Below are 26098 nucleotides of genomic sequence, written 5' to 3' on the forward strand. Positions count from 1 at the left end.
GATGGAGAAAGTGCAGGTCAGAGTGGTCATCGATGAATGGCTATGACTTTGTCCACAGTGCTGTCCCCCGGTCCGTGCACAGGTTCCGAAGACTTCTCCACAGCATCCGGTCGTTCGTCCACATGCCCTGTGGATAACCAGATTGGCTGACGCCGTCGGCGGGCCTAACGTGGTCCGGCGCCCGACGCGCCGGAACCGGAGTCGGGCTTCTCGTTTTGTCAGTGTCGTGCCGTAGAAAGAGTGGCACGGCTAGGTCCGCGGAGCGGACGGGAGGAGGTGGCCCGGTGAGCATTCCCGAGCCGTTGGACGAGCCCTGGGCCGAGGCCGGTCCAAGTGACCGTCTGCCTGTTTCCCGCCAGCGCGGCGACAGCGAGGGCCGAGGCCGTGGTCGCGGCAGGGGCCGTGACGACCAGCACGACCGGGGTCAGGACGACTGGGACGGCGGGTCCTCCGGCTTCGAGCGGGTGCCCCCCCAGGACATCGACGCCGAGCAGTCCGTCCTCGGCGGCATGTTGCTCTCCAAGGACGCCATCGCGGATGTCGTGGAGATCATCAAGGGCCACGACTTCTACAAGCCCGCCCACGAGACCGTCTACACGGCGATCCTCGACCTCTACGCCAAGGGCGAGCCCGCCGACCCCATCACGGTCGCCGCCGAGCTGGTCAAGCGCGGCGAGATCACCCGGGTCGGCGGCGCCTCGTATCTGCACACGCTGGTCCAGTCGGTGCCGACGGCGGCCAACGCCTCGTACTACGCGGAGATCGTCCACGAGCGGGCGGTGCTCCGCAGGCTCGTCGAGGCGGGCACCAAGATCACGCAGATGGGATACGCGGCGGACGGCGACGTCGACGACATCGTCAACTCCGCGCAGGCCGAGATCTACGCGGTCACCGAGCAGCGCACCAGCGAGGACTACCTGCCGCTCGGCGACATCATGGAAGGCGCGCTCGACGAGATCGAGGCGATCGGCTCGCGCAGCGGCGAGATGACCGGAGTGCCGACCGGGTTCACCGACTTCGACTCGCTCACCAACGGGCTGCACCCCGGCCAGATGATCGTCATCGCCGCCCGTCCCGCGATGGGTAAGTCCACGCTGGCGCTGGACTTCGCGCGAGCCTGCTCGATCAAGCACAACCTGCCCAGCGTGATCTTCTCGCTCGAAATGGGGCGCAACGAGATCGCGATGCGTCTGCTGTCGGCCGAGGCGCGGGTAGCGCTGCACCACATGCGCTCCGGCACCATGACCGACGACGACTGGACGCGCCTGGCCCGCCGCATGCCCGACGTCTCGCAGGCGCCCCTCTACATCGACGACTCGCCGAACCTGTCGATGATGGAAATCCGCGCCAAGTGCCGCCGCCTGAAGCAGCGCAACGACCTCCGCCTCGTCGTCATCGACTACCTGCAGCTGATGCAGTCCGGCGGCTCGAAGCGCGCCGAGAGCCGTCAGCAGGAAGTCTCGGACATGTCGCGAAACCTGAAGCTCCTCGCCAAGGAGCTTCAGCTGCCGGTGATCGCGCTCTCGCAGCTGAACCGTGGCCCCGAGCAGCGCACCGACAAGAAGCCGATGGTGTCCGACCTGCGTGAATCCGGCTCGATCGAGCAGGACGCGGACATGGTCATCCTGCTGCACCGTGAGGACGCCTACGAGAAGGAGTCGCCCCGCGCCGGCGAGGCGGACCTGATCGTGGCCAAGCACCGTAACGGCCCGACCGCGACCATCACCGTGGCCTTCCAGGGCCACTACTCGCGCTTCGTGGACATGGCAGCGACCTGATCCCGGGTGTGGGCTCGGCCATTGTGTGAGGACTGTCTGCGGATCATGAGCACGGTCCGCGCCAATCCGGATGGTCGTGAGCATGGGCGACGGTCCGTCGTGCCGGCTGTGGCTAGCCTGGCGGCATGGAAGCAATCCTGGTCAGCGCGTGTCTGCGTGGGGTGCCGTGCCGGTTCGACGGGCAGCACAAGGCGTCTTCGGGCATCGAGGACGCGGTGGCGGGTCGCGAAGTCGTCTCTTTTTGCCCGGAGGTGGCCGGCGGGCTCGCGACACCGCGGCGGCCTGCGGAGCTGGTGGGTGGTGACGGGCACGACGTGCTCGACGGGACGGCACGGGTCGTCGAGGACACGGGGCGTGACGTGACGGCGGAGTTCGTGGACGGAGCGCGGCGCGCACTCGCGGCGGCGCGGCACGGAGGCTGCACGGAGGCGCTGTTGATGCCGCGCAGTCCGTCGTGCGGACGGGGTGTGGTCTACGACGGGTCGTTCGCCGGGGAGTTGGTGCCAGGAGACGGGGTGACGGCGGTGCTGCTCGAGCGGAATGGGATCGCAGTGTGGCCCGCGCCCGGCGTGTGAAGCGATCCCGGCCGACGGCCACCTCGACCGGCGAGTGACCGTGAACTCCATCGGCGACGGGGGTCGACACCGCTCAGCAAGTAGGTGTCGGGGGCGGGTTCACCCGCCTCGGCCGGTGGACTACCGTCTCCGGGCATGAGTACCGAAGGCTGGCTGGCCGACACCCGTACGTCCTACGACACGGTCGCGACCAGCTACGCGGACCAGGTGCGTGACCTCCTGGACGAAATGCCGTACGAGCGCTCCGTCCTGGCGCTGTTCGCCGAGCTTGTGCAGGCCACGGGCAGGGGTCCTGTCGTGGACGTGGGGTGCGGGCCGGGGAGGATCGCGGCCCATCTGCGAGTCCTCGGCTTGGACGCGTTCGGGATCGATCTGTCGCCCGCGATGGTCGAGACGGCCCGGCGCGAGCACCCCGGCCTGCGGTTCGAGGTCGGTTCCATGACGGACCTGGACCTCGCGGATGCCTCGGTGTCGGGGCTGGTGGCCTGGTACTCCCTGATCCACGTTCCCGACGATGAGGTGGGGCCGGTCTTCGCCCACTTCCGGCGGGTGGTGCGCCCCGGTGGACTGGTGCTCCTCGGCTTTCATGTGGGAGATGAGTCGCGGCTGAAGACGCGGGGCTACGGAGGTCACGCGATGAAGGTCCACGTCCATCGTCGTCAGCCGGCCCGAGTGTCCGCCTGGCTCGATGACGCGGGCTTCACGGTCGAGGCGCAGATGACGCTCAGCTCGGCCGAGAGCCCGCTCGGGGGAATTGTCTTCGCGCGTCGCCGGACTGACAGCCAGTAGGAGACGGACTCGTTCGCCGGTGCCCGCATGGTCAACTGCGGCTGCAATCAACCGAGTTCGCCCACGCCGCCGACTCCTGGCGTTCCGGGCCGGGGGAGGCGATGAGCCAGAGAGGCCGACTCCCGCGAAAAGCGGTCGACTGGACGCGGGCGCGCGGCTAGACCTTGCCCCATGACCTCATCGAGTTCGCCCGCATCGCCGCCCCCTTTCGAAGAGCTGCTCCCCGCCACGCGGCGCGCCCTGCTGCACCGCATCGCGATCGAGCAGTCGGAAAGGAGGGCGCCCTCGCTTGTCGCCGCCGTGGTGCGGGACGGCCGGATGCTCTGGTCCGGATCGCGCACCTCTGTCGACGGCCACGGCCCGGATGCCGACGTCCAGTACCGCATCGGCTCCATCACGAAGACCTTCACCGCCGTACTGGTCCTGAGGCTGCGCGACGAGGGGCTGCTCGACCTCGGCGACCCGCTGGAGAAGCACCTCCCGGGCACTGCGGCGGGCGGGGCGACTGTCGCCCAACTCCTTTCCCACACCGCCGGGTTGGCTGCCGAGTCGCCCGCGCCGTGGTGGGAGCGGACGCCTGGCGGTCTGCGCCCTGAGCTCGCCGATGTGCTGGGGGATCAGCCGCAGCTGCATCCAGCGGGCCGGCTGCACCACTACTCCAACCCGGGCTACACACTGCTCGGTTCCCTGGTGGAGGCGGTGCGCGGAGTGCCCTGGGAGGAGGCGTTGCGCACCGAGATCCTCGAACCGCTCGGACTCGACCGCACAACCACACAGCCGGTCCACCCCCATGCGGGGGGCTGGGCCGTGCACCCGTGGGCCGATGTGCTGCTGCCCGAACCGTCCGAGGACCTCGGCCTGATGGCCCCCGCAGGGCAGCTCTGGTCGACCGCTGCGGACCTCTGCCGTTTCGCCGCCTTCCTCGCCGAGGGCGACGAGCGGGTGCTGAGCGCCGAATCGGTGGCGGAGATGCGCACCCCCGCCGTGGCGCCGGAGGCCGGCGGCTGGGACAGCGGGTACGGGCTCGGCCTGCAGCTCGCTCGCTCCGGCGATCGTGAACTCGCCGGGCACACTGGATCGTTGCCCGGATTCGTGGCGGGCCTGTGGGTGAGCGTGGCGGACGGGGTGGCCGCCGTCGCACTCGCCAATGCGACCTCAGGCCCGATGTGCGGCACCCTGGCGGCCGATCTCGTACGGATCGTGGCGGAGGCCGAACCGCGCTTCCCGGAGCCCTGGCGCCCGCTTCCCGAGGTGGATGAGCAGCTTCTGGCACTCACCGGACCTTGGTACTGGGGCACGGCCGCCTACGGACTGCGCCTGACCGCCGAGCGCGGGGTGGCTCTGGAGCCGCTCCGCGGCATCGGCCGGGCTTCCCGGTTCCAGGCCGCCGCCGATGGCACCTGGGTCGGCCTCGATGGCTATTACAGGGGCGAGACACTCCGTGCGGTTCGGCGGCCGGACGGCTCGGTGAGCCACCTCGACCTCGGGTCGTTCGTGTTCACACGCGAGCCGTACGGACCCGAGGCCACGGCGGTGCCGGGTGGTGTGGACCCCGAGGGCTGGCGCGGGATCTGACGTTTCACGTGAAACGGCCCGCGCTCAGCGCCCGCGCGGGTCGCCGTAGGCCGTGTTTCACGTGAAACACGGCCTACAGAGGTTTCTTGAATCCCACATGTGAGGCCTCGAACCCCAGCCGCTCATAGAAGCGGTGAGCATCGGTGCGTGTGGCGTCCGATGTCAGCTGGACCAACTGGCAGCCCTGGCGCGCCGATTCGTCGACGGCCCATTCGATGAGCCGGGTGCCGAGCCCACTGCCACGCTCGGCGCTGTGAACGCGTACGCCCTCGATGATCGAGCGGGTCGATCCGCGCCGTGAGAGTCCGGGGATGACGGTCAGCTGGAGGGTGCCGACAACCTCGCCGCCGCGGTCGGCGACCATCAGATGCTGGTTCGGGTCACCCGAGAGCCGGTCGAAGGCCGTGCGGTAGGGAGCGAGGTCGTCCGGCGACTCCCGCTGGGCGCCCAGCGGGTCGTCCGCAAGCATGGCCACGATCGCCGGGATGTCCTCGGGCTTGGCAGGCCTGATCTCAAGATCGCTCATGGCTCGGAGCGTACGCCCGGCTGCCCTGAGCGGGGACGTGGAGTGTCCTACGCGGGGACGTGGAGCTCCTCGACCGTGCGGACCAGGGGCGCCAGTTCAGGGTTCTTCGCCGCTTCGTCCAGCGCCTCGCGCAGAGCCCTGTCGTTGGTGGGGCGGGCTTCGGCGAGCAGGGAGAGACCGGATTCGGTGACGTCGGTGTAGATGCCGCGCCGGTCGGTGTCGCAGAGGTACCGGGTCAGCAGGCCGCGGTCCTCGAGCCGGGTGACCAGGCGGGTGGTGGCCGACTGGCTGAGGACCACGGCGTCGGCGACCTGCTTCATCTGGAGGTGACCGCCCGGGCCACTGTGCTGGCGGCTGAGGACGTCGAGCAGGGAGTACTCGCGCACGCTGAGGTCGTGCCCCGACTGCAGGGCGCGCTCGATGTGGGTGTCGATCTTGCCGTGCAGCAGGGAGAGCGCGCACCAGCCCTGGGAGAGGGCGGTGAGTGCGGGGTCCGTCGCGGTCATGCGTCTGTCCTCCGTCCGGAGCGGCTTGTCCTCAGGATAGTCCACGACTGCAATAGCCCGCGCTTGCAATTAATGCGCGTCTGCAATTATTGTGGACGCTCGTAAGGGGCTCACGCAATCTCCTGGAAGGTCATCCCATGCCACTCGCGCTCCTAGCCCTCGCCATCGGGGCGTTCGGTATCGGCACCACAGAATTTGTGATCATGGGGCTGCTCCCCGAGGTCGCCGGATCCTTCGATGTCTCCATCCCCACCGCCGGATACCTCGTCAGCGGCTATGCCCTCGGTGTGATGCTCGGCGCTCCGCTGATGACCATCCTGGGAACCAAGATCAGTCGCAAGCGGATGCTGATGCTGCTGATGGGCCTCTTCATCGTCGGCAACGTGCTCTCCGCGGTCGCGCCCGTCTTCGGGCTGATGCTGGCCGGGCGGGTCGTCGCCTCCCTCGCGCACGGCGCGTTCTTCGGAATCGGCTCGGTCGTCGCGGCCGATCTGGTCGCCCCCGAGAAGAAGGCCGGGGCGATCGCGATGATGTTCACCGGCCTGACCGTCGCCAATGTGGTGGGCGTGCCGATCGGCACGCTCATCGGTCAGCAGGTCAGCTGGCGCGCGACGTTCTTCGTCGTCGCGGCACTCGGGGTGCTGGGCCTGCTCGGCGTCGCCAAGCTCGTACCGGACATGCCGAAGGCCGAGGGCGTACGGCTGCGGCACGAGATCGCCGCGTTCCGCAACGTCCAGGTGCTGCTCGCCATGGCGATGACCGTGCTCGGCTTCGGCGGAGTGTTCGCCGCGATCACCTACATCACCCCGATGATGACGAACGTCGCCGGCTACGCCGACACCTCCGTCACCTGGCTGCTCGTCCTCTTCGGCCTCGGCATGGTCACCGGCAACCTCGTCGGCGGCCGGTTCGCCGACCGCACGCTCATGCCGCTGCTCTATGTGTCCCTGTCCGGGCTCGCCCTGGTCCTGGCGCTGTTCACGGTGGCCGCCCATGACAAGGCCGCGTCCGCCGTCATGATCTTCCTCATCGGCGCGCTGGGCTTCGCGACCGTGCCCCCGCTGCAGAAGCGCGTCCTCGACCAGGCCGCGGGTGCACCCACCATGGCGTCCGCCGTCAACATCGGCGCCTTCAACCTCGGCAACGCGCTCTCCGCCTGGCTCGGCGGCATCGTCATCGCGGCCGGCCTCGGCTACACCGCCCCCAACTGGGTCGGAGCCGTACTCGCCGCCTCCGCCGTCGTGCTCGCCATCGTCTCCAGTGCGCTGGAGCGGCGTACGAACGCGGGAAGCCGGATCGTCGCGGGCGCCGTTCCCGAGCCGGCCCGGGCCTCCGCCGCGCACCGCTGAATCAACGTCCCAGCTCCATCAAGGAGTTCCCCCTCATGAGCACCTCCACCGTCGCCGTAGCCCCGCTCACCACCCAGGACGCGGAAGCCCTCGTCGAGGCGGCCCGTTCGGCCGCGGAGGCAGCCGGAGTCACCGTCGCGGTCACCGTCCTCGACGCGGGCGGCCACCTGCTCGCCTTCCGCCGGGACGACCGAGCCGTGCTGATCGCCGGAGAGACCAGCACCCGCAAGGCGTACACGGCACTTCAGCTGAACGCCCCGACCGCCGACCTGGTGGACGCGGTCCAGCCGGGCGGCCTGTTCCACACCCTGCCGACGGCCCTGGACCGGCCGCTCCTGTTCATCGCGGGCGGTGTCCCCGTCCACCGTGACGGCCGCCTGATCGGCGCGATCGGCGTGGGCGGCGGCGCCCCCGACCAGGACCATGGGTTCGCAAACGCGGCCGTGGAGGCCCTGGCCCGGCGTTGACCGGAGCGTGTCCGCCCTCAAGTGCCCGTGAAATCACGGCATATGGGGGCGAACTCGTATGCACGGGCGGCTAGCCCGCGGCCACCGTCAGCGGCGCGAAGCGGCGGGTCCAGTCCCCCGGCAGAGCCGGGATGCCATAGGTCATCACCGCGTTGAAGGCGACCGTCTCCATGCCGGAGGCCTTCAGCCAGGTCAGCAGCTCTTCATGGCGTACGTCGACATCCGTGCGCAGCGGGCGGTCCGTGCCGCCCGCGAGCGAGGCGACCAGAGCCTTCGCGGTCTCCGTGTCGCGGGCGATCAGCGGGCCCACGACATGGGTGTTCATGTTGGGCCAGGCGGCCGCGAATCCGGTCAGCCCGGCCGAGTCCTCCGCGACCCGCAACTGGTCGCAGAAGGCCGGCAGGCGGGTGATCATGTGCGTGCGGTCCTGCCCGAAGACCTCGGCGTCGAGCCGCAGGATCCTGGGCAGGTCGTCGGCGGTCGCGGGGCGGGTCGCCACCGTCGGGGCCGGGCCCGACGGCCGGAAGTGGCCCCTGACCATCTCGGCTCGACCGGTCGTCTCGAAGCCCAGCTCCTCGTACAGCAGTCGCCCGTTCGGCGTGGCGTGCAGGGTGAGCGGAGTGCCCTCCAGCTCCCGCAGTACGTGCTTCATCAGACGGCGGCCGACGCCCTGCCGGGCAAAGCGCTCGGCCACCAGAACCATGCCGATGGCCGCGAGACCCGGACCGTAGGAGGTGACCACGCAGGCGGTGACCAGGCCCTTGCCGTCGGGGGCGTCGATCCCGTACCCGGTGCCCGCCGCGAGCAGGAGTCCCCACTTGTGCTCCTCGCGCGGCCAGCCCCGGTCCTCGGAGAGGTCGGCACAGGCGATCAGGTCTTCGGTGGTCAGGCGGCGCAGGGGGAGCTCGGCGAGCGGTGAGGGCATGAGGGTCAGGTTGTCTGACGCACCGGCACGGCGTCCACCACTTTCCGGCTCTCGGCACGGTACTTCCGGCCACGCTTCGTCAGCCCCCACGGCTTGAGCACGGAGATCGCCGTCATGAAGAAGTACGCGCTGGAAGAGACGACCGGGGCAGCCACCAGGCTGGTGTCCGGGACTCCGGCCGCGACAGCACTGTTGATCTCGGGCCGCAGCAGGAAGGCCGACAGGCAGAGTGTGATCAGGGTCAGCCAGAACTTGATCCAGACCCAGCGATGCCGGGCGAGCCCCCACCGGGTGCCCAGCGAGAGCACAACGCCGGTGCCGAGCGTCACCAGGGCGATGGGCACCACCAGCCAGTCACCGAAGACCTTCATGGCCCGGTACGCGGCCTCGGTCATGGCGGCGGAGTCCGTCGTGTAGGCGGTGATGCCGAGAGCGAGCAGCCCGATGGTCAGCCCCAGCCAGCTCACCGAGACGGCGACATGAGCCACCAGCCAGCCGCGACGGACGGGCCGCCGTAGATGTTTCACGTGAAACGGCGTGCGGCTCGTGCGACCGGATGCGGGGCGAGAAGGATGTTTCACGTGAAACAGGGTGCCGCCGAGAGCCCAGGTGAGGCGTCCGACAGGGGGAGTAACCCCACGTACTAGCCTCGGCGTACATGGCGAGACTTCACCTTTTCGACCTCGACGGAACGCTCATGCGGGGCTCCGCCGCACCCGTAGAGATATCCCGGCAGCTCGGACTGCTCAGCGAAATAGGCGAGCTGGAGCGCGAGCTGTCCACGGGCCGGATCGGGCCGCCCGAGTACGCGGTGCGCGTGCACGCCCTGTGGTCCGGGCTCACCGAGGTGCATGTGGCGAATGCTTTCGCGACCGCTCCCTGGCTCACCGGAATCCAGGACGTCTGGCGGGAGATCCGCGAGCGGGGCGACTACTGCGCCGTGATCTCCCTCTCCCCGTCCTTCTTCGTGGAACGGCTGCTCGCCTGGGGCGCCCACGCCGCCCATGGCTCCGTCTTCCCGGACGTGCCCTTCACGCGGCCCGTGGACCCCGCCGGGATTCTCAGCCCGGCGGCCAAGGTGAGCGTCATGAACCGCCTGTGTGCCGAGTTCGGTGTCGGTCCCCGGAGCTGTGTGGCGTACGGGGACTCGATGTCCGACGTGGACCTCTTCGCCGCGGTGCCCGTGTCGGTCGCGGTGAACGCGGACCACCATCTCGCGGGCCTCGCCACCCACACGTACACGGGCGGCGACCTGCGTGAGGCCTACGCGCTGGTTCGTGCCGCGGGGTGAGCGGCCCGGCTAGCCCAGGTCGGGTGCGTGCATGGCGCGCACGCCCTCGATGTTGCCGTCCAGGTAGTGCCTGAGGGACAGCGGGACGAGGTGCACCGAGGCGATGCCGACGCGGGTGAACGGGATGCGGACGATCTCGTACTCCCCGCAGGGCTCCTCGATCTCGGGGCCGTGCCGCAGCGAGGGGTCCATGGAGTCGAGGCGGCAGACGAAGAAGTGCTGCACCTTCACGCCGGTCGCGCCGCCGTCCGCCCCGATGTGCTCGACGGTGTCGACGAAGCAGGGCACCACGTCGGTGATCTTCGCGCCGAGTTCCTCGTGCACCTCGCGGTGCAGGGCCTCGACGACGGTGGAGTCCTCGGGTTCGACGCCGCCGCCTGGGGTGAGCCAGTACGGATCCATGCCGGGCTTGGTGCGCTTGATCAGAATCAGGTCGTCGCCGTCGAGCAGAACGGCTCGTGCGGTGCGCTTGACCACTGGACGTACGGTCATGGGAGAAATGTGGCCCGATGGGACCCCTGCGAAACTCCCGGGGCCTCCCCCGCAGCTCATCAGCCCCAGTCGACCGCAGCGCGCAGCAGCCATTCCTGCGCCCGCGCGATGTGCGCGAGGCCGAGTGTGCCGGTGCGCACCGCCAGGAAATAGGTGCGCAGCGGCGGCACCGGAGGGTCGAGCAGCGCCACCACCTGGCCCTCCTCCAGGGCCGTCTCGCACAGATAGCGCGGCAGCACGGCCAGGCCCGCTCCGGCCGCCACCGCGGCGAGGACCGCCCGCAGATCGGGGGCGACGACCGCGCCCGCGGCGGCCGGTTTGGCGTCGAACACGGACGCCCAGTAGCGCGTCACCAGCGGCAGCGACTCGTGGACCTCGACCACAGGTATGGGCTCCAGGACCTCGGGACCGCCGTGGCGCAGCACGCCGGGACCGAGTCGTGCCGCCCAGCGCACCCCGGCGACCAGCACGTGTTCCTCGTCGCACAGCGGAGTCGAGGACAGCAGTCGGCCGCGCGGACGGGCGGTGGCGATGGCCAGATCGTGGTGTCCGGCGGCCAGGCCCTCCAGGGTCTCCTCGGCATTGCCGAAGGAGGCCCGCAGCGTGAGGCCGTGCGGGAGGAGACGGGTGAGCGCGGGCAGGGCGCGCAGCGAGGTGAACTCCGGCGGGCCGGCCAGGTGCAGGGTCCGGAGTCCCGGCTCCTCGCCGAGGCCGGCCTCGGCGATCTCGACGAGCGCGTCCAGGTGCGGCGCGGCCCGCTGGGCCAGTTCGTCGCCGATGGTCGTCGGGGTCACCCCGCGTGCCTGGCGCAGGAAGAGGGGCCGGCCCAACTGCCGCTCCAGGGTGCGTATCTGGCTGGTCACCGCGGGCTGCGAGAGCCCGAGCAGCGCAGCGGCCCGGGTGAAGGAGCCGGCCCGGTGCACGGTGACGAACGTACGCAGCAGGGCAAGATCCATGCTGTGCCCTCCCGTCCTGAACTGCCTCACGACGTCCCCGGCCGGACACAACTATAAATATGTCGATAGGTCTCTGTCGCTACTGTGATTGGACACTGACGCAGAGTCAACTAGCCTTGTCCGGGCGGTTCTTGGCGCGCGAGAACCGGGACGGTCCGAGCCATGAGGGGGGAGGCTCGGACCGTCCGTCTTACGTATGGCTTCTGGCTTGAGCAGCTCCTCGGGAACCGCCGCGGGCAGGAACGCGGACGCCTCGGACGCCCCTGCTCAGCCCGCCGCCCCCGCCTCGTCCAGTGCGCGTTCCACGTCTGCGATCAGGTCCGTGGCGTCCTCCGCGCCGACCGAGAAGCGGATGAAGCCCTCCGACACCGCGTCGCCGCCCCAGCGGCCGCGTCGTTCGGCGGTGGAGCGCACGCTGCCGAAGCTCGTGGCGTCGTCGACCAGGCTCAGCGCTTCCAGGAACCGTTCGGCGAAGGCGCGGTCGGGCAGGTCGAAGGAGACCACGCAGCCGAAGCGCCGCATCTGGGCCGAGGCCAGGCGGTAGGAGGGGTCCGAGGGCAGGCCCGGGTAGCGCAGGTCTGTCACCTCGGCGCGCTTGGTCAGCGCCTCGGCCAGGGCCAGGGCGTTCGCGGCCTGCCGGTCGGCCCGCAGATGCAGCGTCGCGAGGGAGCGGTGGGCCAGCCATGCCTCCATCGGGCCCGGGATCGCCCCGACGACCTTGCGCCACTTGCGTACCCGTGCGGCGAGGTCCGGATCGCGGCACACCACATAGCCGAGGAGAAGGTCGCCGTGCCCGGTCAGGCCCTTGGTGCCGCTGGCGACCGTGAAGTCCGCGCCGAGTTCGAGGGGACGCTGCCCGAGCGGCGTGGCCAGCGTGTTGTCGACCGCCACCAGCGCGCCCGCGTCGTGCGCGGCCCGGGCGAGGCGCCGTACGTCGCACACATCGAGCCCCGGATTGGAGGGGGTCTCGATCCACAGCAGCTTCGCGCCGTCCAGGTGGGCCAGTTGGGCATCGGCGGCGGTCGGCGCGGTGCGCACCTCGATGCCGTACGCCTCCAACTGCTCGCGGACCAGCGGCAGGGCCTGATAGCCGTCGTCCGGCAGGACCACCGTGTCGCCGGAGCGTGCCTGGGAGAGCAGCACGGCCGAGATCGCCGCCATCCCGGAGGCGAAGACGACCGCCTCGGCGCTCTCGTCGGGGGACTCCAGCTCGGCTATCGCCCGCTCCAGATGGGTCCACGTCGGGTTGGTGTCGCGGCCGTAGGTGTACGGTCCGGCCGCCTCGCCGGGCAGATGGAAGTGGGCGGCGAACACCGGCCCGGGCAGGGTGGGCTCGAAGGCCACCGGCTCGGGAAGCCCGGCGCGTACGGATCGAGTGCCGTCACCTGTCATGCCACACGCTCCATTTCCGTCGTGAGGATCGAGCTGGGAGAACCAGCGGAACAGGGGGTCGCCAACCTTCAGTCCTTGCCGTCGGGCAGGACGACGTGCATCGCCCAGGACACGATCGAGATGATCAGGGCGCCGACCACGGCGGTCCAGAAGCCCTCGACGTGGAAGCTGAGGTTCAGCTTGTCGGCGAGCCACGAGGTGAGGAGCAGCATCAACGCGTTGATCACCAAGGTGATCAGGCCGAGCGTGAGGATGAAGAGGGGGAACGACAGAAACTTCACGACGGGCTTCACGACGAAATTCACCACGCCGAAGACCAGCGCGACCAGAACCAGCGTCAGCGCCTTCTTGCCGGTGTTGTCGCCGGTCAGGGTGATGTTCTTCACGAGCCAGATGGCCACCGCGAGGGCGGCCGCGTTGGCGATCGTCTTGACTACAAAATTCTTCATGGGTCTGATCGTGGCAGACCCGATCGGCACAAGCGCAGGGGCAGAGACGATGAAAGATTTCCGGCTCGACGAGTTGGAGGCGGAGCGAGCCGCCAACGACGGTGCGTATCTGCAGTTTCTGCGCGAGCGGAACATGTCGGCGGGCCTTTACGCCCTCGACGCGGGCGCGCACGACCCTCAGTCCCCGCACGCCCAGGACGAGATCTACTTCGTGGTCAGCGGCCGCGCCTCGATCACCGTGGGCCTGGAGACGACGCAGGTCGCGCGGGGCAGCGTGGTCTACGTGCCGGCCGGGGTGGCGCACAAGTTCCACCACATCACCGAGGACCTGAGGGTTCTGGTCGTCTTCTCTCCGCCTGAGAGCTGAGGGCCGCCCCCGATTCTCCCTAGGGGTTCGGTCAGGGGAGTTCAAGGGCTGCGAGGGCCCCGTTCGGTACCCTCTCGCCCCTAGCATCGAGAGTGTCGAAAGCACAGAACTCGTGAACTGACAGAAATACCGACAGAAAGAGGTAGGGACGATGGCGGCACGGGAGATATTCGCGGGGATGCCCTGGTGGGTGAAGTGGGTCGCCGTGCCCGTCATCGCCCTGGTCGTGTTCGGCGGCCTGATCGCGAGCGTGGTCGGCTTCCTGTTCGGGCTGCTCTTCAAGGTCCTGGTCTTCGTGGCCCTGGTCGGCGGAGTGATCTACCTGGTGCGCAGGTTCATGTCCTCCTCGTCCTCGTCGCACGGCGACTGGTAGCCGGGCCCGGGCGGACCACGAAACTCCGCCCGGAGCCCGCACCGGGCCGGACCGGGGCCCGGACGGATTCGGCGGGCCGCGTCCGGGGCACCCGGGGATTAGCCCGGCCGGGGGAACGGACCTGGCCGAACCCCCTTCCTCCGTGAGGTCGGCCATTAGAGTGGCAAGTCTCTGCCGCCCCTTGGGAATCACGGGTCCTGACCGCATCCGACACCGGTCCGACCGGCCCGTTTCGCCGCCCCCGGGATCACGGCGGGCGCGCGGGGGCGGCCCCCGCGGGCGGGCGTGTTGCCCGTCAGCACGCCTGGGGGTGACCTGTGGCCACGGCTTCGAATGCCGCCGTCCCTACCCTGATCGGCTCGGTCCAGCGGGCTCTGCGCCTGCTGGAAGCAGTGGGCACGCACCTGGACGGAGCCCCCGCCAAGCAGCTGGCGCGTGAGGCCGGACTGCCGCTGCCCACGGCGTACCACCTGCTGCGGACCCTGACCCACGAGGGCTATCTGCAGCGCGAGAACGGGGTGTTCGTCTTCGGGCCGGCGGCCGAGCGGCTGGCGGCGGGCGGGGCCCGGCAGAGCCGTCGCAGCAAGATCACCAATTCGCTGGCCCGCTGGCGGGACTCCATCGGGGTGCCCGTCTACTTCGCTGTCTACCGCGAGGGTGAGATTGAGATCGCCGGGGTTGCCGACACCCCTTCCGCGCCCGCCGTCGAGGAATGGGCCGACTTCCGCGAGACCGGGCACGCCCACGCGATCGGCCAGTGCCTGCTCGGCCAGCTCGACGACCACGCCCGTGAGGACTACCTGGACCGGCATCCGGTCGAGGCGATCACCCCCTACACCGTGCGGGACCGGCGGGCCCTGTCCGAGCGGCTGGCGGCTACGGAGCGTATGCAACCCGTCGTCGAACGGCAGCAGTACGCGCTGGGCACCGTCTGCGCCGCCATCCCCGTCACGGCCGGCTCCAGCGTCGCGACCATGGCCATTTCCGTACCCCTTGACCAGCAGGAACGCTTGCTGCCGGCCATTGAGCGGCTGCGCGGCGAGGTGGGAAGCCTCCTGGGTTCGCTCGCATTCTCTATCAGTATCTGAAAACTCACTCCTTGTGATCTGCTACCGCTTCCAGCACGATTGCGTCAAGAGGGTCATGGTGGATCATTCCTGGCCAGTTTCAGCTAAAGCGGGGTTCGTGAGATGCGTGAATCGGTTCAGGCAGAAGTCATGATGAGCTTCCTCGTCTCCGAGGAGCTTTCCTTCCGGATCCCGGTGGAGCTGACGTACGACGCGATGGATCCTTACGCGGTGCGCATGACCTTCCACCTTCCCGGCGACGCGCCCGTCACCTGGGCATTCGGCCGTGAGCTGCTGCTCGACGGCATCAACGGGCCTGCCGGGGACGGTGATGTGCGGGTCGAGCCCAGCGGGCCCGAGGAGCTTTCCGATGTGCACATCCGGCTCCAGGTGGGCGGCGACCACGCCCTCTTCCGGGCCGGCGCGGCGCCCCTGGTGGCCTTCCTGGACCGCACCGACAAGCTCGTGCCACTGGGCCAGGAATGGACGCTCGGCGAGTTCGACGAGCACCTGGAGGACGCGCTCGGGCGCATCCTTGCCGAGGAGAACGCCGGCTGAGCGGCTACTTCTTGCGGCGGTGGCCGCCCCCGCTGCGTACCGGACTCGGGCGCGGAGATCTGCCGGCATCGGCGGCCGGGCGGTCGGCGGAGACCACCAGAGCGGCGAGCGCCGTGGTCAGCGGCACCGAGGCGACCAGGCCGATCGACCCGACCAGAGTGCGGACGATCTCCTCGGCGACCAGCTCGCTGTTGGCCACCGTGCCCACGCTGCTCTGCGCGATCGAGAACAGCAGCAGCAGGGGCAGTGCCGCGCCCGCGTAGGCGAGCACCAGGGTGTTGACCACCGAGGCGATGTGGTCGCGGCCGATCCGGATGCCCGCCCGGTACAGGCCGCGCGGGCCCATCGTCGGGTTGGCCTCGTGCAGTTCCCACACCGCGGAGGTCTGAGTGACCGTCACGTCGTCGAGGACGCCGAGCGAGCCGATGATGACGCCGGCGAGCAGCAGGCCGGACATGTCGATGTTCGGGTAGAGGCCGTGGATCAGGCCCGTGTTGTCGTCGGTGTTGCCGGTGAGCGAGGCCCAGCCGATGAAGAGCGACCCGAGCAGTCCGATCAGCATCAGTGAGACGAGGGTGCCGAGGACGGCGACGGAGGTGCGTGCGGACAGGCCGTGGCACATGTAGAGCGCGATCAGCATGATGGCGCTCGCCCCGACCACCGCCACGAGCAGTGGATTGGAGCCCTGGAGCACCGCCGGGAGGATGAACAGCGTCAGCACGGCGAACGAGACCACCAGGGCGACCAGCGCCATGACCCCGCGCAGCCGGCCGACAACCACGACGGCGAGCGCGAAGATCCCGGCGAGCAGCGCCATGGGGAGCCTGCGGTTCACATCCGTCACCGAATACTGCAGGTCATGGGGTGCATCGGGGGCGTACGCGACGATCACGCCCTGCCCCGTGTGCAGCTGGCGGGGCGAGTCGGGCTGGACGATCTCGGTGAAGGTGCGGCCTTTCTCCTTGCCCGAGGTGACCTCGACGGTGGCCTTGCCGCACAGACCCCGCTGGGCGTTTCTGGCCTGCTGGCCCTCGGCGGTGGAGGTGTCGCCGTTCGACGGGGTCTGACCGGCATTGACCGACTTGCAGTCCACCTTGTCCACTTTGATGACCTTGGCCTGCTGGGTCTGGCGGTCGAAGCCGACGCCGGTGCGCTGGTGCGCCGGGGCGCCACCCGGCCAGAGCACCACGAGGCCCACAAGTACCGCTGTGGAGAAAGGAATCAGCACAGCGGCGATGACTTTGCGCAGGTGCTTGGAGACGGGGGCCGCGGGTCCGTGGCTGTGCGCGTGGCCGTGCCCGTGGCCGTGTCCGCCGTGCTGGCGCGGAAGGTGCGGTTCTGGTGAGGTCACCGCCCGATCATCGCAAGAACCGAGGGGGCCCTCTGTTCAGCGCGCCAGTGATGGCGCTAGCGTGGTGACACCTTTGCACACGCGGGAGCTCGGAGCACCGGGCTGAGAGGGCGCTGAAATCCGTACGAACCGTACGGGAGCGGCTGCGCCGACCGCCGAACCTGTTACCGGGTAATGCCGGCGTAGGGAGTAGGTCTCATGACCATTCAGGACGCACGCACGCCTGCCTCCAGCACTGCGGAGAGCGGGAAGTCCATCGGCTGGCACAAGGGGTACGTGGAGGGTTCGCGCCCCGACCTCCGGGTGCCGGTCCGCCAGGTGCACCTCACCAACGGCAAGGCCGTGACGCTGTACGACACGTCGGGGCCGTACACCGACCCGAACGTCGAGACCGACGTCCGCCGAGGCCTCGCCCCGCTCCGGGAGAACTGGATCATCGGGCGCGGCGACACCGAGGAGTACGCGGGCCGGCCGGTCCGCCCCGAGGACGACGGCATCAAGCACACCTCGCCGCGCGGGGGCCTCAAGAACCTCGACGCGGTCTTCCCGGGCCGCCCGCGCCAGCCCCGCCGGGGCCGCGGCGGCCAGGCCGTCACCCAGCTCGCGTACGCGCGCCGCGGCGAGATCACCCCGGAGATGGAGTACGTCGCGATCCGCGAGAACGTCTCCCCCGAGGTCGTCCGCGAGGAGATCGCGGCGGGCCGCGCCGTACTCCCCGCCAACATCAACCACCCCGAGATCGAGCCGATGATCATCGGCAAGCGGTTCCTGGTGAAGGTCAACGCCAACATCGGGAACTCCGCGGTCACCTCCTCCATCGAGGAGGAGGTCGACAAGATGACGTGGGCCACCCAGTGGGGCGCGGACACGGTCATGGACCTCTCCACGGGCCGCAACATCCACACCACCCGCGAGTGGGTCCTGCGCAACTCCCCCGTCCCCATCGGCACGGTGCCGCTGTACCAGGCCCTGGAGAAGGTCGACGGCCGAGCCGAGGAACTGACCTGGGACATCTACAAGGACACGGTCATCGAGCAGGCCGAGCAGGGCGTCGACTACATGACGGTCCACGCCGGCGTGCTGCTGCGGTACGTGCCGCTGACCGCCCGCCGCAAGACCGGCATCGTCTCGCGCGGCGGCTCGATCATGGCCGCCTGGTGCCTGGCGCACCACAAGGAATCGTTCCTGTACGAGAACTTCGAGGAGCTCTGCGAGATCCTCGCGGCCTACGACGTGACGTACTCGCTCGGCGACGGCCTGCGGCCCGGCTCCATCGCGGACGCCAATGACGAGGCCCAGTTCGCGGAGCTGCGCACGCTCGGGGAACTCAACACGATCGCCAAGCGTCACAACGTACAGACGATGATCGAGGGCCCGGGACACGTCCCGATGCACAAGATCAAGGAGAACATCGACCTCCAGCAGGAGATCTGCGAGGAGGCCCCGTTCTACACCCTGGGGCCGCTGACCACCGATGTGGCGCCCGCCTACGACCACATCACCTCCGGCATCGGCGCGGCGATGATCGCCTGGTGGGGCACCGCGATGCTCTGCTACGTCACGCCCAAGGAGCACCTCGGCCTGCCCAACCGGGATGACGTGAAGACCGGCGTCATCACGTACAAGATCGCCGCGCACGCGGCGGACCTGGCCAAGGGGCACCCGGGCGCGCAGGAGTGGGACGACGCGCTCTCGGACGCCCGGTTCGAGTTCCGCTGGGAGGACCAGTTCAACCTGGCCCTCGACCCGGACACCGCCCGGGAGTTCCACGACGAGACGCTGCCCGCGGAGCCGGCCAAGACCGCGCACTTCTGCTCGATGTGCGGTCCGAAGTTCTGCTCGATGAAGATCTCCCAGGACATCCGCCGCGAACACGGCGGCGACCTGAAGTCCGAGGAGATCGAGGCCGGAATGGCGGAGAAGTCCAAGGAGTTCGCGGACGCGGGCAACCGGGTCTATCTGCCGATCGCCGACTGAGGCGATGCGGTCCTCGCGCCGCCCCGGGAGCGGACCACTCCCGGGTGCGGCGCCGCGTCCGCCGGTTCAGTCCGGCTGGTGCTCCGGCCCCCCGAAGTCGGGGCTGGTGAAGTCCGGGCTGGTGAAACTGGGGTGGTTGGTGGGGGAGCCGCCCTCGTCGGGGCTGTCGAAGCCCGGGCGGTCGTAGCCGAGGGTGGGGATGCGGCCGATCGGGCGGCGCGGTGCCGGGGCGCCGGGGTCGACGCTCGGGTCGGCAAGGGCGTCGCGCAGGAACGGGTAGATGCCGCGTTCGAGCAGGGCGTGGCGCCAGGCCTCGCGGGCCCGGGCGAACTCCTGGGTGCGCTCGTCTGGGGCGTCCGCCTCGCTGTCCTCGTCGATGGCCACGACCTGTGTGGCGCCGTTGCGTACCGCGGTGATGAGCAGTCCGACGGCCGCGGCGAGTATCGCGGCGGCGGTCAGCGCGCCGAAGAACCAGCCCGCCGTCAGCATGGTGTCGGCGAAGGCCGGCACCGGGTTGAGCATCTTCAGGATGTAGCCGACCAGGAGGAAGATCGCGGCGGCGGTCCCCGCGAGCACCGGGGCGAGCACGGCCACGACCGCGCCGATGCCCGCGCCCGAGGGCTCCATGCTCACGGCCTCGGCGGCGGCGGTGAGGGCGGAATCACGCGCGGCGGCTGTGGAGGGCGAGCGCAGCTCTTCGCGCGCCTGGACGTAGTTCTCGTACTCGGCGGCGGCTCGCTCGGTGACGAACGTACCGGCGGCGAGCACCATGGTGCGCAGTTGCACGGCGTTGAGGCGGTCGCCGATACCGGACAGCTCGGGCCGTTCATGCGCGGTGCGCAGTGCCTCGTCGAGAATCCGCTCGAACTCCGGGCGGTCCTCGGCGAGCAGGTGCGGAGCGCTGTTCATGTGCATCCCCCGATGCTCCGTAGGGCCGGGAAGCCCGCCTGATGAACGGGCACTTGGGCGGAAACGGAGGAGAGCCTGCTACGGATAACCCGATGGTAGAGCCGCTACGGCACGGGGTGACAGGGTGTTTCCGGAAATGGCATACCCGGCGCTTTGCAGAACGCCTTCCCGGTCACCCGTCAGTCATGCAACGGAAGCTGCTGGACCAGCAGCTTTCCGGCCATGGTCACGCCGCCGTCCATGGCGATGGCAAGACCGTCGGCATACACATGCGGACCCTCGACCACCGGGCGCGAGTCCTCCTCGCCGTCCTCCGTCCCGACCTCGCCGAGCAGATACGGAATCGGGCTGTGGCCGTGCACGATCCGCTGCCCGCCGTACGCCGAGAGCAGCTCGCGGGCGGCCTGCGGGCCCGATTCGTCGCGGAAGGCGAAGCGCTTGGTGAACTTGCGGAACAGGTCCCAGCACTCGTCGGCGTCGTTGCGGTTGAGGATGGCGTGGACGGTGTCGTTGACCGCCTCGATCGAGTCGCCGTAATCCAGATAGGCGGTTGTGTCGGAGTGCATGAGGAGGTGGTCGTCCTCGTGCTCGATGGCGTCGAGCCGGGACATCCACTGCAGGTGTACGTCCTGGAGCCGGTCCATGTCGGCCTTCTGGCCGCCGTTGAGCAGCCAGGCGGCCTGGAAGGTGGCGGTGCCCGCGCCGGAGTTGACCGGGGTGTCCGCGAACCGCTTGGCGCCGATGAGCAGCAGCTCGTGGTTGCCCATGAGCGCCTTGCAGTAGCCGCCGGCGGCCGCGGCCTCGGCGGAGAGCCGCATGACCAGGTCGATGACGCCGATGCCGTCGGGGCCCCGGTCGGTGAAGTCGCCGAGGAACCAGAGGCGGGCGGTGCCCGCGGCCCAGTTGCCGGACTCGTCGATGAGGCGCTGCTCGCGCAGGGCGGCCAGCAGTTCGTCGAGGTAGCCGTGGACGTCGCCGACGACGTACAGCGGGCCGGGGCCCTCGGAGGCCTCGGGGGCGACGGGTTCGACCGTCGGCAGCTTCACGGTGTCCCCCCGGTGGATGACCGGGAGGTCGCGTGCCGTCGGCGTGTAGCCCTCGGGGGGCTCGTCATCCGAATAGGTGGTCGCGCCGGGCTCCGGAGCGGCCGCGAAGCGTGCGGGTGCTTCCGGGTGACCGGCGGGCGGCTCCTGGCGGAAGACGTGCACGACCGGCTCCGGCCGCGCGGGAGGTTCCTCGGGCGGTGGCACGGGGGTCTGTTGCGCGTACGGCGGCACCCGGAAGTCACGCAACGTCTCCGTCCGCACGGGTCCCTGACCGGCCCCCTGAGTCATCGACCCCTCCACCACCGTCGCACCGCCGTACACCGTGGGAGCCGCCAGGTCGGGCGGGGATCCGTGGTGTCGTGCGCCCATCATAGGAATGCGCCTCATGCTGTGTGACGCACCAGGGGTGGTCAATCCGGGTGTGAGCGGTGTTCGCGGGGGTTTATGTCCCCAATGTGGTGATCGGATGCAGGCTGATTCTGCCGCTCGGACGATCTTGAGTCCAACGTGAACCGGCCGGGAGACTTCGCCCGGCCGGGAGTTCACTCCTTGTTGGGGCCGGTCTGGTCCTTGGCCGGCGAGCGGGGCGGGCTGACCGTGGTGCGCGGCGGGCGCCGCTGGGACGAGGTCCGCACGATCAGTTCGGTCGGTATTACCTGCTCGATCGGGTGACCGTTGTCGATTCCTTCGATCGCGTCGATGAGGAGCTGGACGACGGCCGTGCCGATGCGGCGCGGTTTGAGCGAGAGGGTGGTGATGGGCGGCTCGGTGGTGGCGTACACGGTGGACTCGCTGCAGCACACGAGGAGCAGGTCCTCGGGTACCCGCAGTCCGTAGCGCCGCGCGGCCGCGAGCAGGTCGGTGCCATTGGGGTCGAAGAGTCCGTACACGGCATCGGGCCGGTCCGGGCGGGCGAGCAGCCGGTCGGCCGCGACGGCGCCCGCACACGGGTCGTGTGCCGGGTAGGACTCGTACACCGGGTCCTGGCCGACGCGTTCGCACCAGGTCAGATAGGCCTCGGTGGACAGACGGGTGTAGGTGTCGGTGGTGGTTCCGGTGAGCAGGCCGATCCGGCGGGCGCCGGCGGCGGCGAGATGGTCGAGCAGGCTGAGTACGGCGGCCTCGTGGTCGTTGTCCACCCAGGCCGTGACGGGCAGCGAGCCCGCCGGGCGGCCGTCGGAGACGACCGGAAGGCCCTGGCGTACGAGTTCGGTGACGACGGGGTCCTGGTCGGAGGGGTCGATGACGACGGTGCCGTCGAGGGCGACGTTCGACCAGACGTCCGCCGGGCTGCGGCGTGAGGTGGCGGGCAGGATGACGAGGGCGTAGCCGCGGGCCAGCGCCGCCGACGTCGCGGCTCTGGCCATCTCGGCGAAGTACGCGAATTCGGTGAAGGTGAAAGGTTCATCCCCGTAGGTCGTCACGGTCAGGCCGATGAGGCCCGACTTTCCGGTACGGAGCGTGCGGGCCGCTGCGGATGGGCGGTAGCCCAGCCGGTCTGCGACCTCGCGGACGTGGCGGCGGGTGGCGTCGGGGAGCCGGCCCTTGCCGTTGAGCGCGTCGGAGACGGTCGTGATGGAGACACCGGCGGCGGCGGCCACGTCCCGAATGCCCGCCCGCCCCAGCCGGCGACCGGTCGACCGGCTCACCTGGTGCTTCCCTGCTGCTGTCATGGCGAGCCGATAGTAGGGCGATGACGGGCGGTTGGCCCGGGTGCATATGCACGCGTTGACAGGCACGTTTCTGCATGATCGAAAAGCGTCAGTGGCCTTGCTATGCAAGGGAGTTGGGCGATCGGGCGTTGTGGTGGCGCTTGTCGACCCGTGGGCGGCTGACAACTGTCCGATGTCTCGAAGAGGTCTCAACTCACCTTCACGGGTGATGCGCGCCACGGCGCGGGCCACCGGCGCGCGGACGGAACGGGAGCGCTCCCCCCTTCCCGTACGCCCGCCGGGAACCGCTCCCCGTCCGCTATTCGCAGGGGAGCCGAATCCTCATAAGGTGAGGAGTATTGGATGTGTACGGAGCTGTCCGCCGCGGCGGGCACCACACCGGCACGGAACGGTCGAGGAGGACCTGCGGTGAGCGAGACGAGCCCCAAGCTGCGCGCCGAGCTGGACGGCATCCCCACCTACAAGCCCGGCAAGCCCGCGGCGTCCGACGGCCCGGTCGCCTACAAGCTCTCCTCGAACGAGAACCCGTACCCGCCGCTCCCCGGCGTGATGGAGAGCGCGATGGCGGCCGCGGGGAACTTCAACCGCTATCCGGACATGGCGTGCACCGGATTGATGAACGAGCTGGCCGAGCGTTTCGGGGTTCCCCTGACGCACCTGGCCACCGGCACGGGCTCGGTGGGCGTGGCCCAGTCGCTGATCCAGTCGACCTCCGGCCCCGGTGACGAGGTCATGTACGCCTGGCGCTCCTTCGAGGCGTACCCGATCATCACCCAGATCAGTGGAGCCACGTCCGTCCGGGTGCCGCTGACCCCCGGCGACGTGCACGACCTTGACGCGATGGCCGAGGCGATCACCGACCGGACCCGGCTGATCTTCGTCTGCAACCCGAACAACCCGACCGGCACCGTGGTGCGCCGGGCCGAGCTGGAGCGGTTCCTGGACCGGGTGCCCTCCGATGTCCTGGTGGTGCTCGACGAGGCGTACCGGGAGTTCATCCGCGACACCGAGGTGCCGGACGGCATCGAGATCTACCGTGACCGGCCCAACGTGGCCGTGCTGCGCACCTTTTCCAAGGCGTACGGGCTCGCCGGGCTGCGGGTCGGCTTCGCGGTGGCCCATGAGCCGGTCGCGGCGGCGCTGCGCAAGACGGCCGTGCCGTTCGGCGTCAGCCAGCTGGCCCAGGACGCGGCGGTCGCCTCGCTGCGCGCCGAGGACGAACTGATGGGCCGCGTCGGATCGTTGGTCTGCGAGCGGGAGCGCGTGTACGAGGGCCTGGTGCAGCAGGGCTGGACCGTGCCGGAGACGCAGGCGAACTTCGTCTGGCTGCGTCTTGGGGAGCGCACGGTCGACTTCGCGGCGGCGTGCGAGGTGGCGGGTGTGGTGGTCCGGCCGTTCGCGGGCGAGGGCGTGCGCGTCACGATCGGCGAGAGCGAGGCCAACGACCTGTTCCTCAAGGTCGCGGAGGGCTTCCGCAAGCAGGCCTGAGGTGTCACCCGGGAAGACGGCTCGGAGGGGTGCCGGGGAAGGCACCCCGAAGGGCGTCCCGGACAGCGTCTGGATGGCGTCTAGATGGCGTCGACCCGGATCGGGTCGCCGGAGCGGACCGTGGCGAGCAGCCGGGGGTCGCCGTCGATCCGGCCGAGGACGTTGCACGGGCTCGCGAGCCGGCATTCGTCGCCGCGCGAGATCGGTGTGGGGCCGTAGGGGAGCGCGAGCGCGTCGCCGTCGGTCCAGAACGCCACCGTCCCCGGCTCCACCACCTGGCGGGCATCCGCCTCCCGGGCGGGGGAGACGGGGGTGTCGAAGTAGACCTCCTCGCCCCAGGTGTGGGCGGTGGAGATGATCGGGAGTGCCCCCGCGAGCGCCTTGCTCGTGGGGGTTTCTTCGAGTGTCGCGGTGAGGCTGCCCGCGGGCCATGAGATACGAATGCGCAGCTGGTTCTCCATGGCGCCGAATTCAACAATATGTTGAAAGTCTTGGGAAGAGGGTGTCCATGTCCGCTCGCCGGAGCCCGACCCCGCCTTAAAGGGGACCCCCCTGGAGGGGGTCGACAGTCCGTGCGACATAATGCTTGTGAATGTGAACGCGTTCACAAGCTCGCCGGTTCATCCCGGAATCGGTGGGATTGAACGGGCAGGCTGCGGCTGTGACCACGGCGATGTAAGGAGAGTGCCGACGTGGACCTGGCTCTGGCGCCGGAAACCCTGGCGCGATGGCAGTTCGGTATCACCACCGTCTACCACTTCCTTTTCGTCCCCCTGACGATCTCGCTCGCGGCGCTTGTCGCGGGCCTGGAGACCGCCTGGGTGCGAACGGGCAAGGAGAAGTACCTCAAGGCGACCAAGTTCTGGGGCAAGCTCTTCCTGATCAACATCGCGATGGGTGTGGTCACGGGCATCGTCCAGGAATTCCAGTTCGGCATGAACTGGTCCGACTACTCAAGGTTCGTCGGCGACGTCTTCGGTGCCCCGCTGGCCTTCGAAGCGCTCATCGCCTTCTTCTTCGAGTCGACCTTCATCGGGCTGTGGATCTTCGGCTGGGACAAGCTGCCGAAGAAGATCCACTGCGCCTGCATCTGGATGGTCTCCATCGGCACCATGCTGTCCGCCTACTTCATCCTGGCGGCCAACTCCTGGATGCAGCACCCGGTCGGCTACAAGCTCAACAAGGCCACCGGGCGCGCCGAGCTCACCGACTTCTGGCACGTCCTGACGCAGGACACCACGCTCGTCGTCGTCTTCCACACGCTCACCGCGGCCTTCCTCACCGGTGGCGCGTTCATGGTCGGCGTCGCCGCCATCCACCTGCGGCGCAAGAAGCACATCCCGGTGATGCGTACGTCGCTGCGGCTCGGCCTGGTCACGCTGGTGATAGGAGGCCTGCTCACGGCCGTCAGCGGAGACTCGCTCGGCAAGGTCATGTTCAAGCAGCAGCCGATGAAGATGGCCGCCGCCGAGGCCCTGTGGGACGGCCAGAACTCCGCACCGTTCTCGATCTTCGCCGTCGGCGACGTGGCCAAGGGCCACAACGACGTCGAGATCTCGGTGCCCGGAGTGCTGTCCTTCCTCGCCGACAGCAACTTCTCCTCGTACGTCCCCGGCATCAACGACGTGAACAAGGCGGAGCAGGAGAAGTTCGGGCCCGGCGACTACCGGCCCAACATCCCGGTCACCTTCTGGGGCTTCCGCTGGATGATCGGCTTCGGCATGACGTCCTTCGCCATCGGCCTGGCCGGACTCTGGCTCACCCGCAAGAAGTTCATGCTGGCGCCGGCGATGCGGACCGGTGAGGACGAAGTGCCGAACCTGGTGCTCTTCAAGAACACGGCACTCGGCACCCGCCTGACCAAGTGGTACTGGTTCGCCGCCGTCTGGACGCTCGGCTTCCCGCTGATCGCCAATTCGTGGGGCTGGATCTTCACCGAGATGGGCCGCCAGCCCTGGGTCGTGTACGGCGTGCTGCGCACCAAGGACGCGGTCTCCCCCAGCGTCTCGCAGGGCGAGGTCCTCACCTCGATGATCGTCTTCACGCTGCTGTATGCCGTACTCGCGGTGGTCGAGGTCAAGCTGCTCGTCAAGTACGTCAAGGCCGGGCCGCCCGAGCTCACCGAGGCCGACCTCAACCCGCCCACCAAGATCGGCGGGGACGACCGCGACCCCGACCGGCCGATGGCCTTCTCGTACTGAGGCTGAGGAGATCGAGGC

General features: G+C 69.4%; 27 protein-coding genes. 14 read left to right on the top strand and 13 right to left on the bottom strand.

Annotated elements, in window-relative coordinates; genetic code table 11:
• Positions 1-284 precede the first annotated feature (284 nt).
• From dnaB to ABD346_RS01945, 4 genes are all read left to right on the top strand, one after another.
• The gene (gene dnaB / locus ABD346_RS01930) at positions 285-1778 is read left to right on the top strand and encodes a replicative DNA helicase (protein ID WP_344370931.1); all 1494 of its coding nucleotides are present in this window, start codon (positions 285-287) and stop codon (positions 1776-1778) included.
• A gap of 125 nt (positions 1779-1903) precedes the next feature.
• Positions 1904-2353 (top strand): 2-thiouracil desulfurase family protein, encoded by a 450-nt coding sequence (locus ABD346_RS01935; RefSeq protein ID WP_344370933.1) that lies wholly within the window; start codon positions 1904-1906, stop codon positions 2351-2353.
• Positions 2354-2488: 135 nt separating this feature from the next.
• Positions 2489-3142 (top strand): class I SAM-dependent DNA methyltransferase, encoded by a 654-nt coding sequence (locus tag ABD346_RS01940; protein WP_344370935.1) that lies wholly within the window; start codon positions 2489-2491, stop codon positions 3140-3142.
• Positions 3143-3313: 171 nt separating this feature from the next.
• Positions 3314-4717: a serine hydrolase domain-containing protein gene (locus ABD346_RS01945; protein ID WP_344370937.1), complete on the top strand. Its 1404-nt coding sequence runs from the start codon at positions 3314-3316 to the stop codon at positions 4715-4717.
• Positions 4718-4790: 73 nt separating this feature from the next.
• On the opposite strand, the gene ABD346_RS01950 is transcribed toward ABD346_RS01945, so the two are convergent.
• Positions 4791-5243: a GNAT family N-acetyltransferase gene (locus ABD346_RS01950; protein WP_344370939.1), complete on the bottom strand. Its 453-nt coding sequence runs from the start codon at positions 5241-5243 to the stop codon at positions 4791-4793.
• Between the two features lie 47 nt (positions 5244-5290).
• Entirely contained in the window at positions 5291-5749 is a 459-nt protein-coding gene (locus tag ABD346_RS01955; RefSeq protein ID WP_344370940.1) for a MarR family winged helix-turn-helix transcriptional regulator, read from the bottom strand.
• 137 nt (positions 5750-5886) lie between these two features.
• Between ABD346_RS01955 and ABD346_RS01960 the strand changes: the two genes are divergently transcribed.
• Entirely contained in the window at positions 5887-7098 is a 1212-nt protein-coding gene (locus ABD346_RS01960; protein ID WP_344370942.1) for an MFS transporter, read from the top strand.
• Positions 7099-7133: 35 nt separating this feature from the next.
• The gene (locus ABD346_RS01965) at positions 7134-7565 is read left to right on the top strand and encodes a GlcG/HbpS family heme-binding protein (RefSeq protein WP_344370945.1); all 432 of its coding nucleotides are present in this window, start codon (positions 7134-7136) and stop codon (positions 7563-7565) included.
• A 70-nt stretch (positions 7566-7635) separates the two neighbouring features.
• Here ABD346_RS01965 and ABD346_RS01970 read toward each other — a convergent pair whose 3' ends face one another.
• Entirely contained in the window at positions 7636-8490 is an 855-nt protein-coding gene (locus ABD346_RS01970; protein WP_344370946.1) for a GNAT family N-acetyltransferase, read from the bottom strand.
• Positions 8491-8495: 5 nt separating this feature from the next.
• The gene (locus tag ABD346_RS01975; protein WP_344370948.1) at positions 8496-9017 is read right to left on the bottom strand and encodes a DUF2269 domain-containing protein; all 522 of its coding nucleotides are present in this window, start codon (positions 9015-9017) and stop codon (positions 8496-8498) included.
• A gap of 131 nt (positions 9018-9148) precedes the next feature.
• On the opposite strand from ABD346_RS01975, the gene ABD346_RS01980 reads away from it, so the two are divergent.
• Positions 9149-9781, top strand: a complete 633-nt coding sequence (locus ABD346_RS01980; protein WP_344370951.1) for an HAD family hydrolase — start codon at positions 9149-9151, stop codon at positions 9779-9781.
• Between the two features lie 9 nt (positions 9782-9790).
• Here the strand turns inward: ABD346_RS01980 and ABD346_RS01985 are convergent, their stop codons facing one another.
• The 4 genes from ABD346_RS01985 to ABD346_RS02000 all read right to left on the bottom strand — a co-directional run bounded on the left by ABD346_RS01985 (position 9791) and on the right by ABD346_RS02000 (position 13070).
• On the bottom strand, positions 9791-10273 hold the full coding sequence (locus tag ABD346_RS01985; RefSeq protein ID WP_053724685.1) for an NUDIX domain-containing protein: 483 nt from the start codon (positions 10271-10273) through the stop codon (positions 9791-9793).
• Between the two features lie 59 nt (positions 10274-10332).
• On the bottom strand, positions 10333-11229 hold the full coding sequence (locus tag ABD346_RS01990; protein ID WP_344370954.1) for a LysR family transcriptional regulator: 897 nt from the start codon (positions 11227-11229) through the stop codon (positions 10333-10335).
• Between the two features lie 267 nt (positions 11230-11496).
• Positions 11497-12621: a cystathionine gamma-lyase gene (locus ABD346_RS01995; RefSeq protein ID WP_344370955.1), complete on the bottom strand. Its 1125-nt coding sequence runs from the start codon at positions 12619-12621 to the stop codon at positions 11497-11499.
• Between the two features lie 68 nt (positions 12622-12689).
• Positions 12690-13070 (bottom strand): phage holin family protein, encoded by a 381-nt coding sequence (locus ABD346_RS02000; protein ID WP_344370957.1) that lies wholly within the window; start codon positions 13068-13070, stop codon positions 12690-12692.
• A gap of 49 nt (positions 13071-13119) precedes the next feature.
• Between ABD346_RS02000 and ABD346_RS02005 the strand changes: the two genes are divergently transcribed.
• The 4 genes from ABD346_RS02005 to ABD346_RS02020 all read left to right on the top strand — a co-directional run bounded on the left by ABD346_RS02005 (position 13120) and on the right by ABD346_RS02020 (position 15435).
• The gene (locus tag ABD346_RS02005; protein WP_189965740.1) at positions 13120-13437 is read left to right on the top strand and encodes a cupin domain-containing protein; all 318 of its coding nucleotides are present in this window, start codon (positions 13120-13122) and stop codon (positions 13435-13437) included.
• 151 nt (positions 13438-13588) lie between these two features.
• Positions 13589-13810 carry a DUF5326 family protein gene (locus tag ABD346_RS02010; RefSeq protein ID WP_344370961.1) on the top strand — a complete coding sequence of 74 codons (222 nt, stop codon included), beginning with the start codon at positions 13589-13591 and terminating at the stop codon, positions 13808-13810.
• A 317-nt stretch (positions 13811-14127) separates the two neighbouring features.
• Complete coding sequence (locus ABD346_RS02015; protein WP_344370962.1) at positions 14128-14898, top strand: IclR family transcriptional regulator; 771 nt, start codon at positions 14128-14130, stop codon at positions 14896-14898.
• A 102-nt stretch (positions 14899-15000) separates the two neighbouring features.
• Positions 15001-15435, top strand: coding sequence for an SsgA family sporulation/cell division regulator (locus ABD346_RS02020; protein WP_189965746.1), 435 nt, complete (start codon positions 15001-15003; stop codon positions 15433-15435).
• A 4-nt stretch (positions 15436-15439) separates the two neighbouring features.
• On the opposite strand, the gene ABD346_RS02025 is transcribed toward ABD346_RS02020, so the two are convergent.
• On the bottom strand, positions 15440-16786 hold the full coding sequence (locus tag ABD346_RS02025) for a YibE/F family protein (RefSeq protein ID WP_344370964.1): 1347 nt from the start codon (positions 16784-16786) through the stop codon (positions 15440-15442).
• 198 nt (positions 16787-16984) lie between these two features.
• On the opposite strand from ABD346_RS02025, the gene thiC reads away from it, so the two are divergent.
• Positions 16985-18763, top strand: a complete 1779-nt coding sequence (gene thiC / locus ABD346_RS02030) for a phosphomethylpyrimidine synthase ThiC (protein WP_344370966.1) — start codon at positions 16985-16987, stop codon at positions 18761-18763.
• Positions 18764-18829: 66 nt separating this feature from the next.
• On the opposite strand, the gene ABD346_RS02035 is transcribed toward thiC, so the two are convergent.
• The 3 genes from ABD346_RS02035 to ABD346_RS02045 form a co-directional block, all read right to left on the bottom strand.
• On the bottom strand, positions 18830-19678 hold the full coding sequence (locus ABD346_RS02035) for a hypothetical protein (RefSeq protein ID WP_344370968.1): 849 nt from the start codon (positions 19676-19678) through the stop codon (positions 18830-18832).
• Between the two features lie 173 nt (positions 19679-19851).
• Entirely contained in the window at positions 19852-21006 is a 1155-nt protein-coding gene (locus ABD346_RS02040) for a metallophosphoesterase (RefSeq protein WP_344370970.1), read from the bottom strand.
• Positions 21007-21260: 254 nt separating this feature from the next.
• Positions 21261-22391, bottom strand: coding sequence for a LacI family DNA-binding transcriptional regulator (locus ABD346_RS02045; RefSeq protein ID WP_344370972.1), 1131 nt, complete (start codon positions 22389-22391; stop codon positions 21261-21263).
• A gap of 408 nt (positions 22392-22799) precedes the next feature.
• Between ABD346_RS02045 and hisC the strand changes: the two genes are divergently transcribed.
• On the top strand, positions 22800-23879 hold the full coding sequence (hisC, locus tag ABD346_RS02050; RefSeq protein ID WP_344370974.1) for a histidinol-phosphate transaminase: 1080 nt from the start codon (positions 22800-22802) through the stop codon (positions 23877-23879).
• An 80-nt stretch (positions 23880-23959) separates the two neighbouring features.
• Here the strand turns inward: hisC and ABD346_RS02055 are convergent, their stop codons facing one another.
• The gene (locus tag ABD346_RS02055) at positions 23960-24340 is read right to left on the bottom strand and encodes a cyclophilin-like fold protein (RefSeq protein ID WP_344370976.1); all 381 of its coding nucleotides are present in this window, start codon (positions 24338-24340) and stop codon (positions 23960-23962) included.
• Between the two features lie 231 nt (positions 24341-24571).
• Between ABD346_RS02055 and ABD346_RS02060 the strand changes: the two genes are divergently transcribed.
• Positions 24572-26080, top strand: a complete 1509-nt coding sequence (locus tag ABD346_RS02060) for a cytochrome ubiquinol oxidase subunit I (RefSeq protein ID WP_344370978.1) — start codon at positions 24572-24574, stop codon at positions 26078-26080.
• Positions 26081-26098: the final 18 nt, after the last annotated feature.

This window comes from Streptomyces mauvecolor, assembly GCF_039532965.1.
Lineage (GTDB): Bacteria > Actinomycetota > Actinomycetes > Streptomycetales > Streptomycetaceae > Streptomyces > Streptomyces violascens.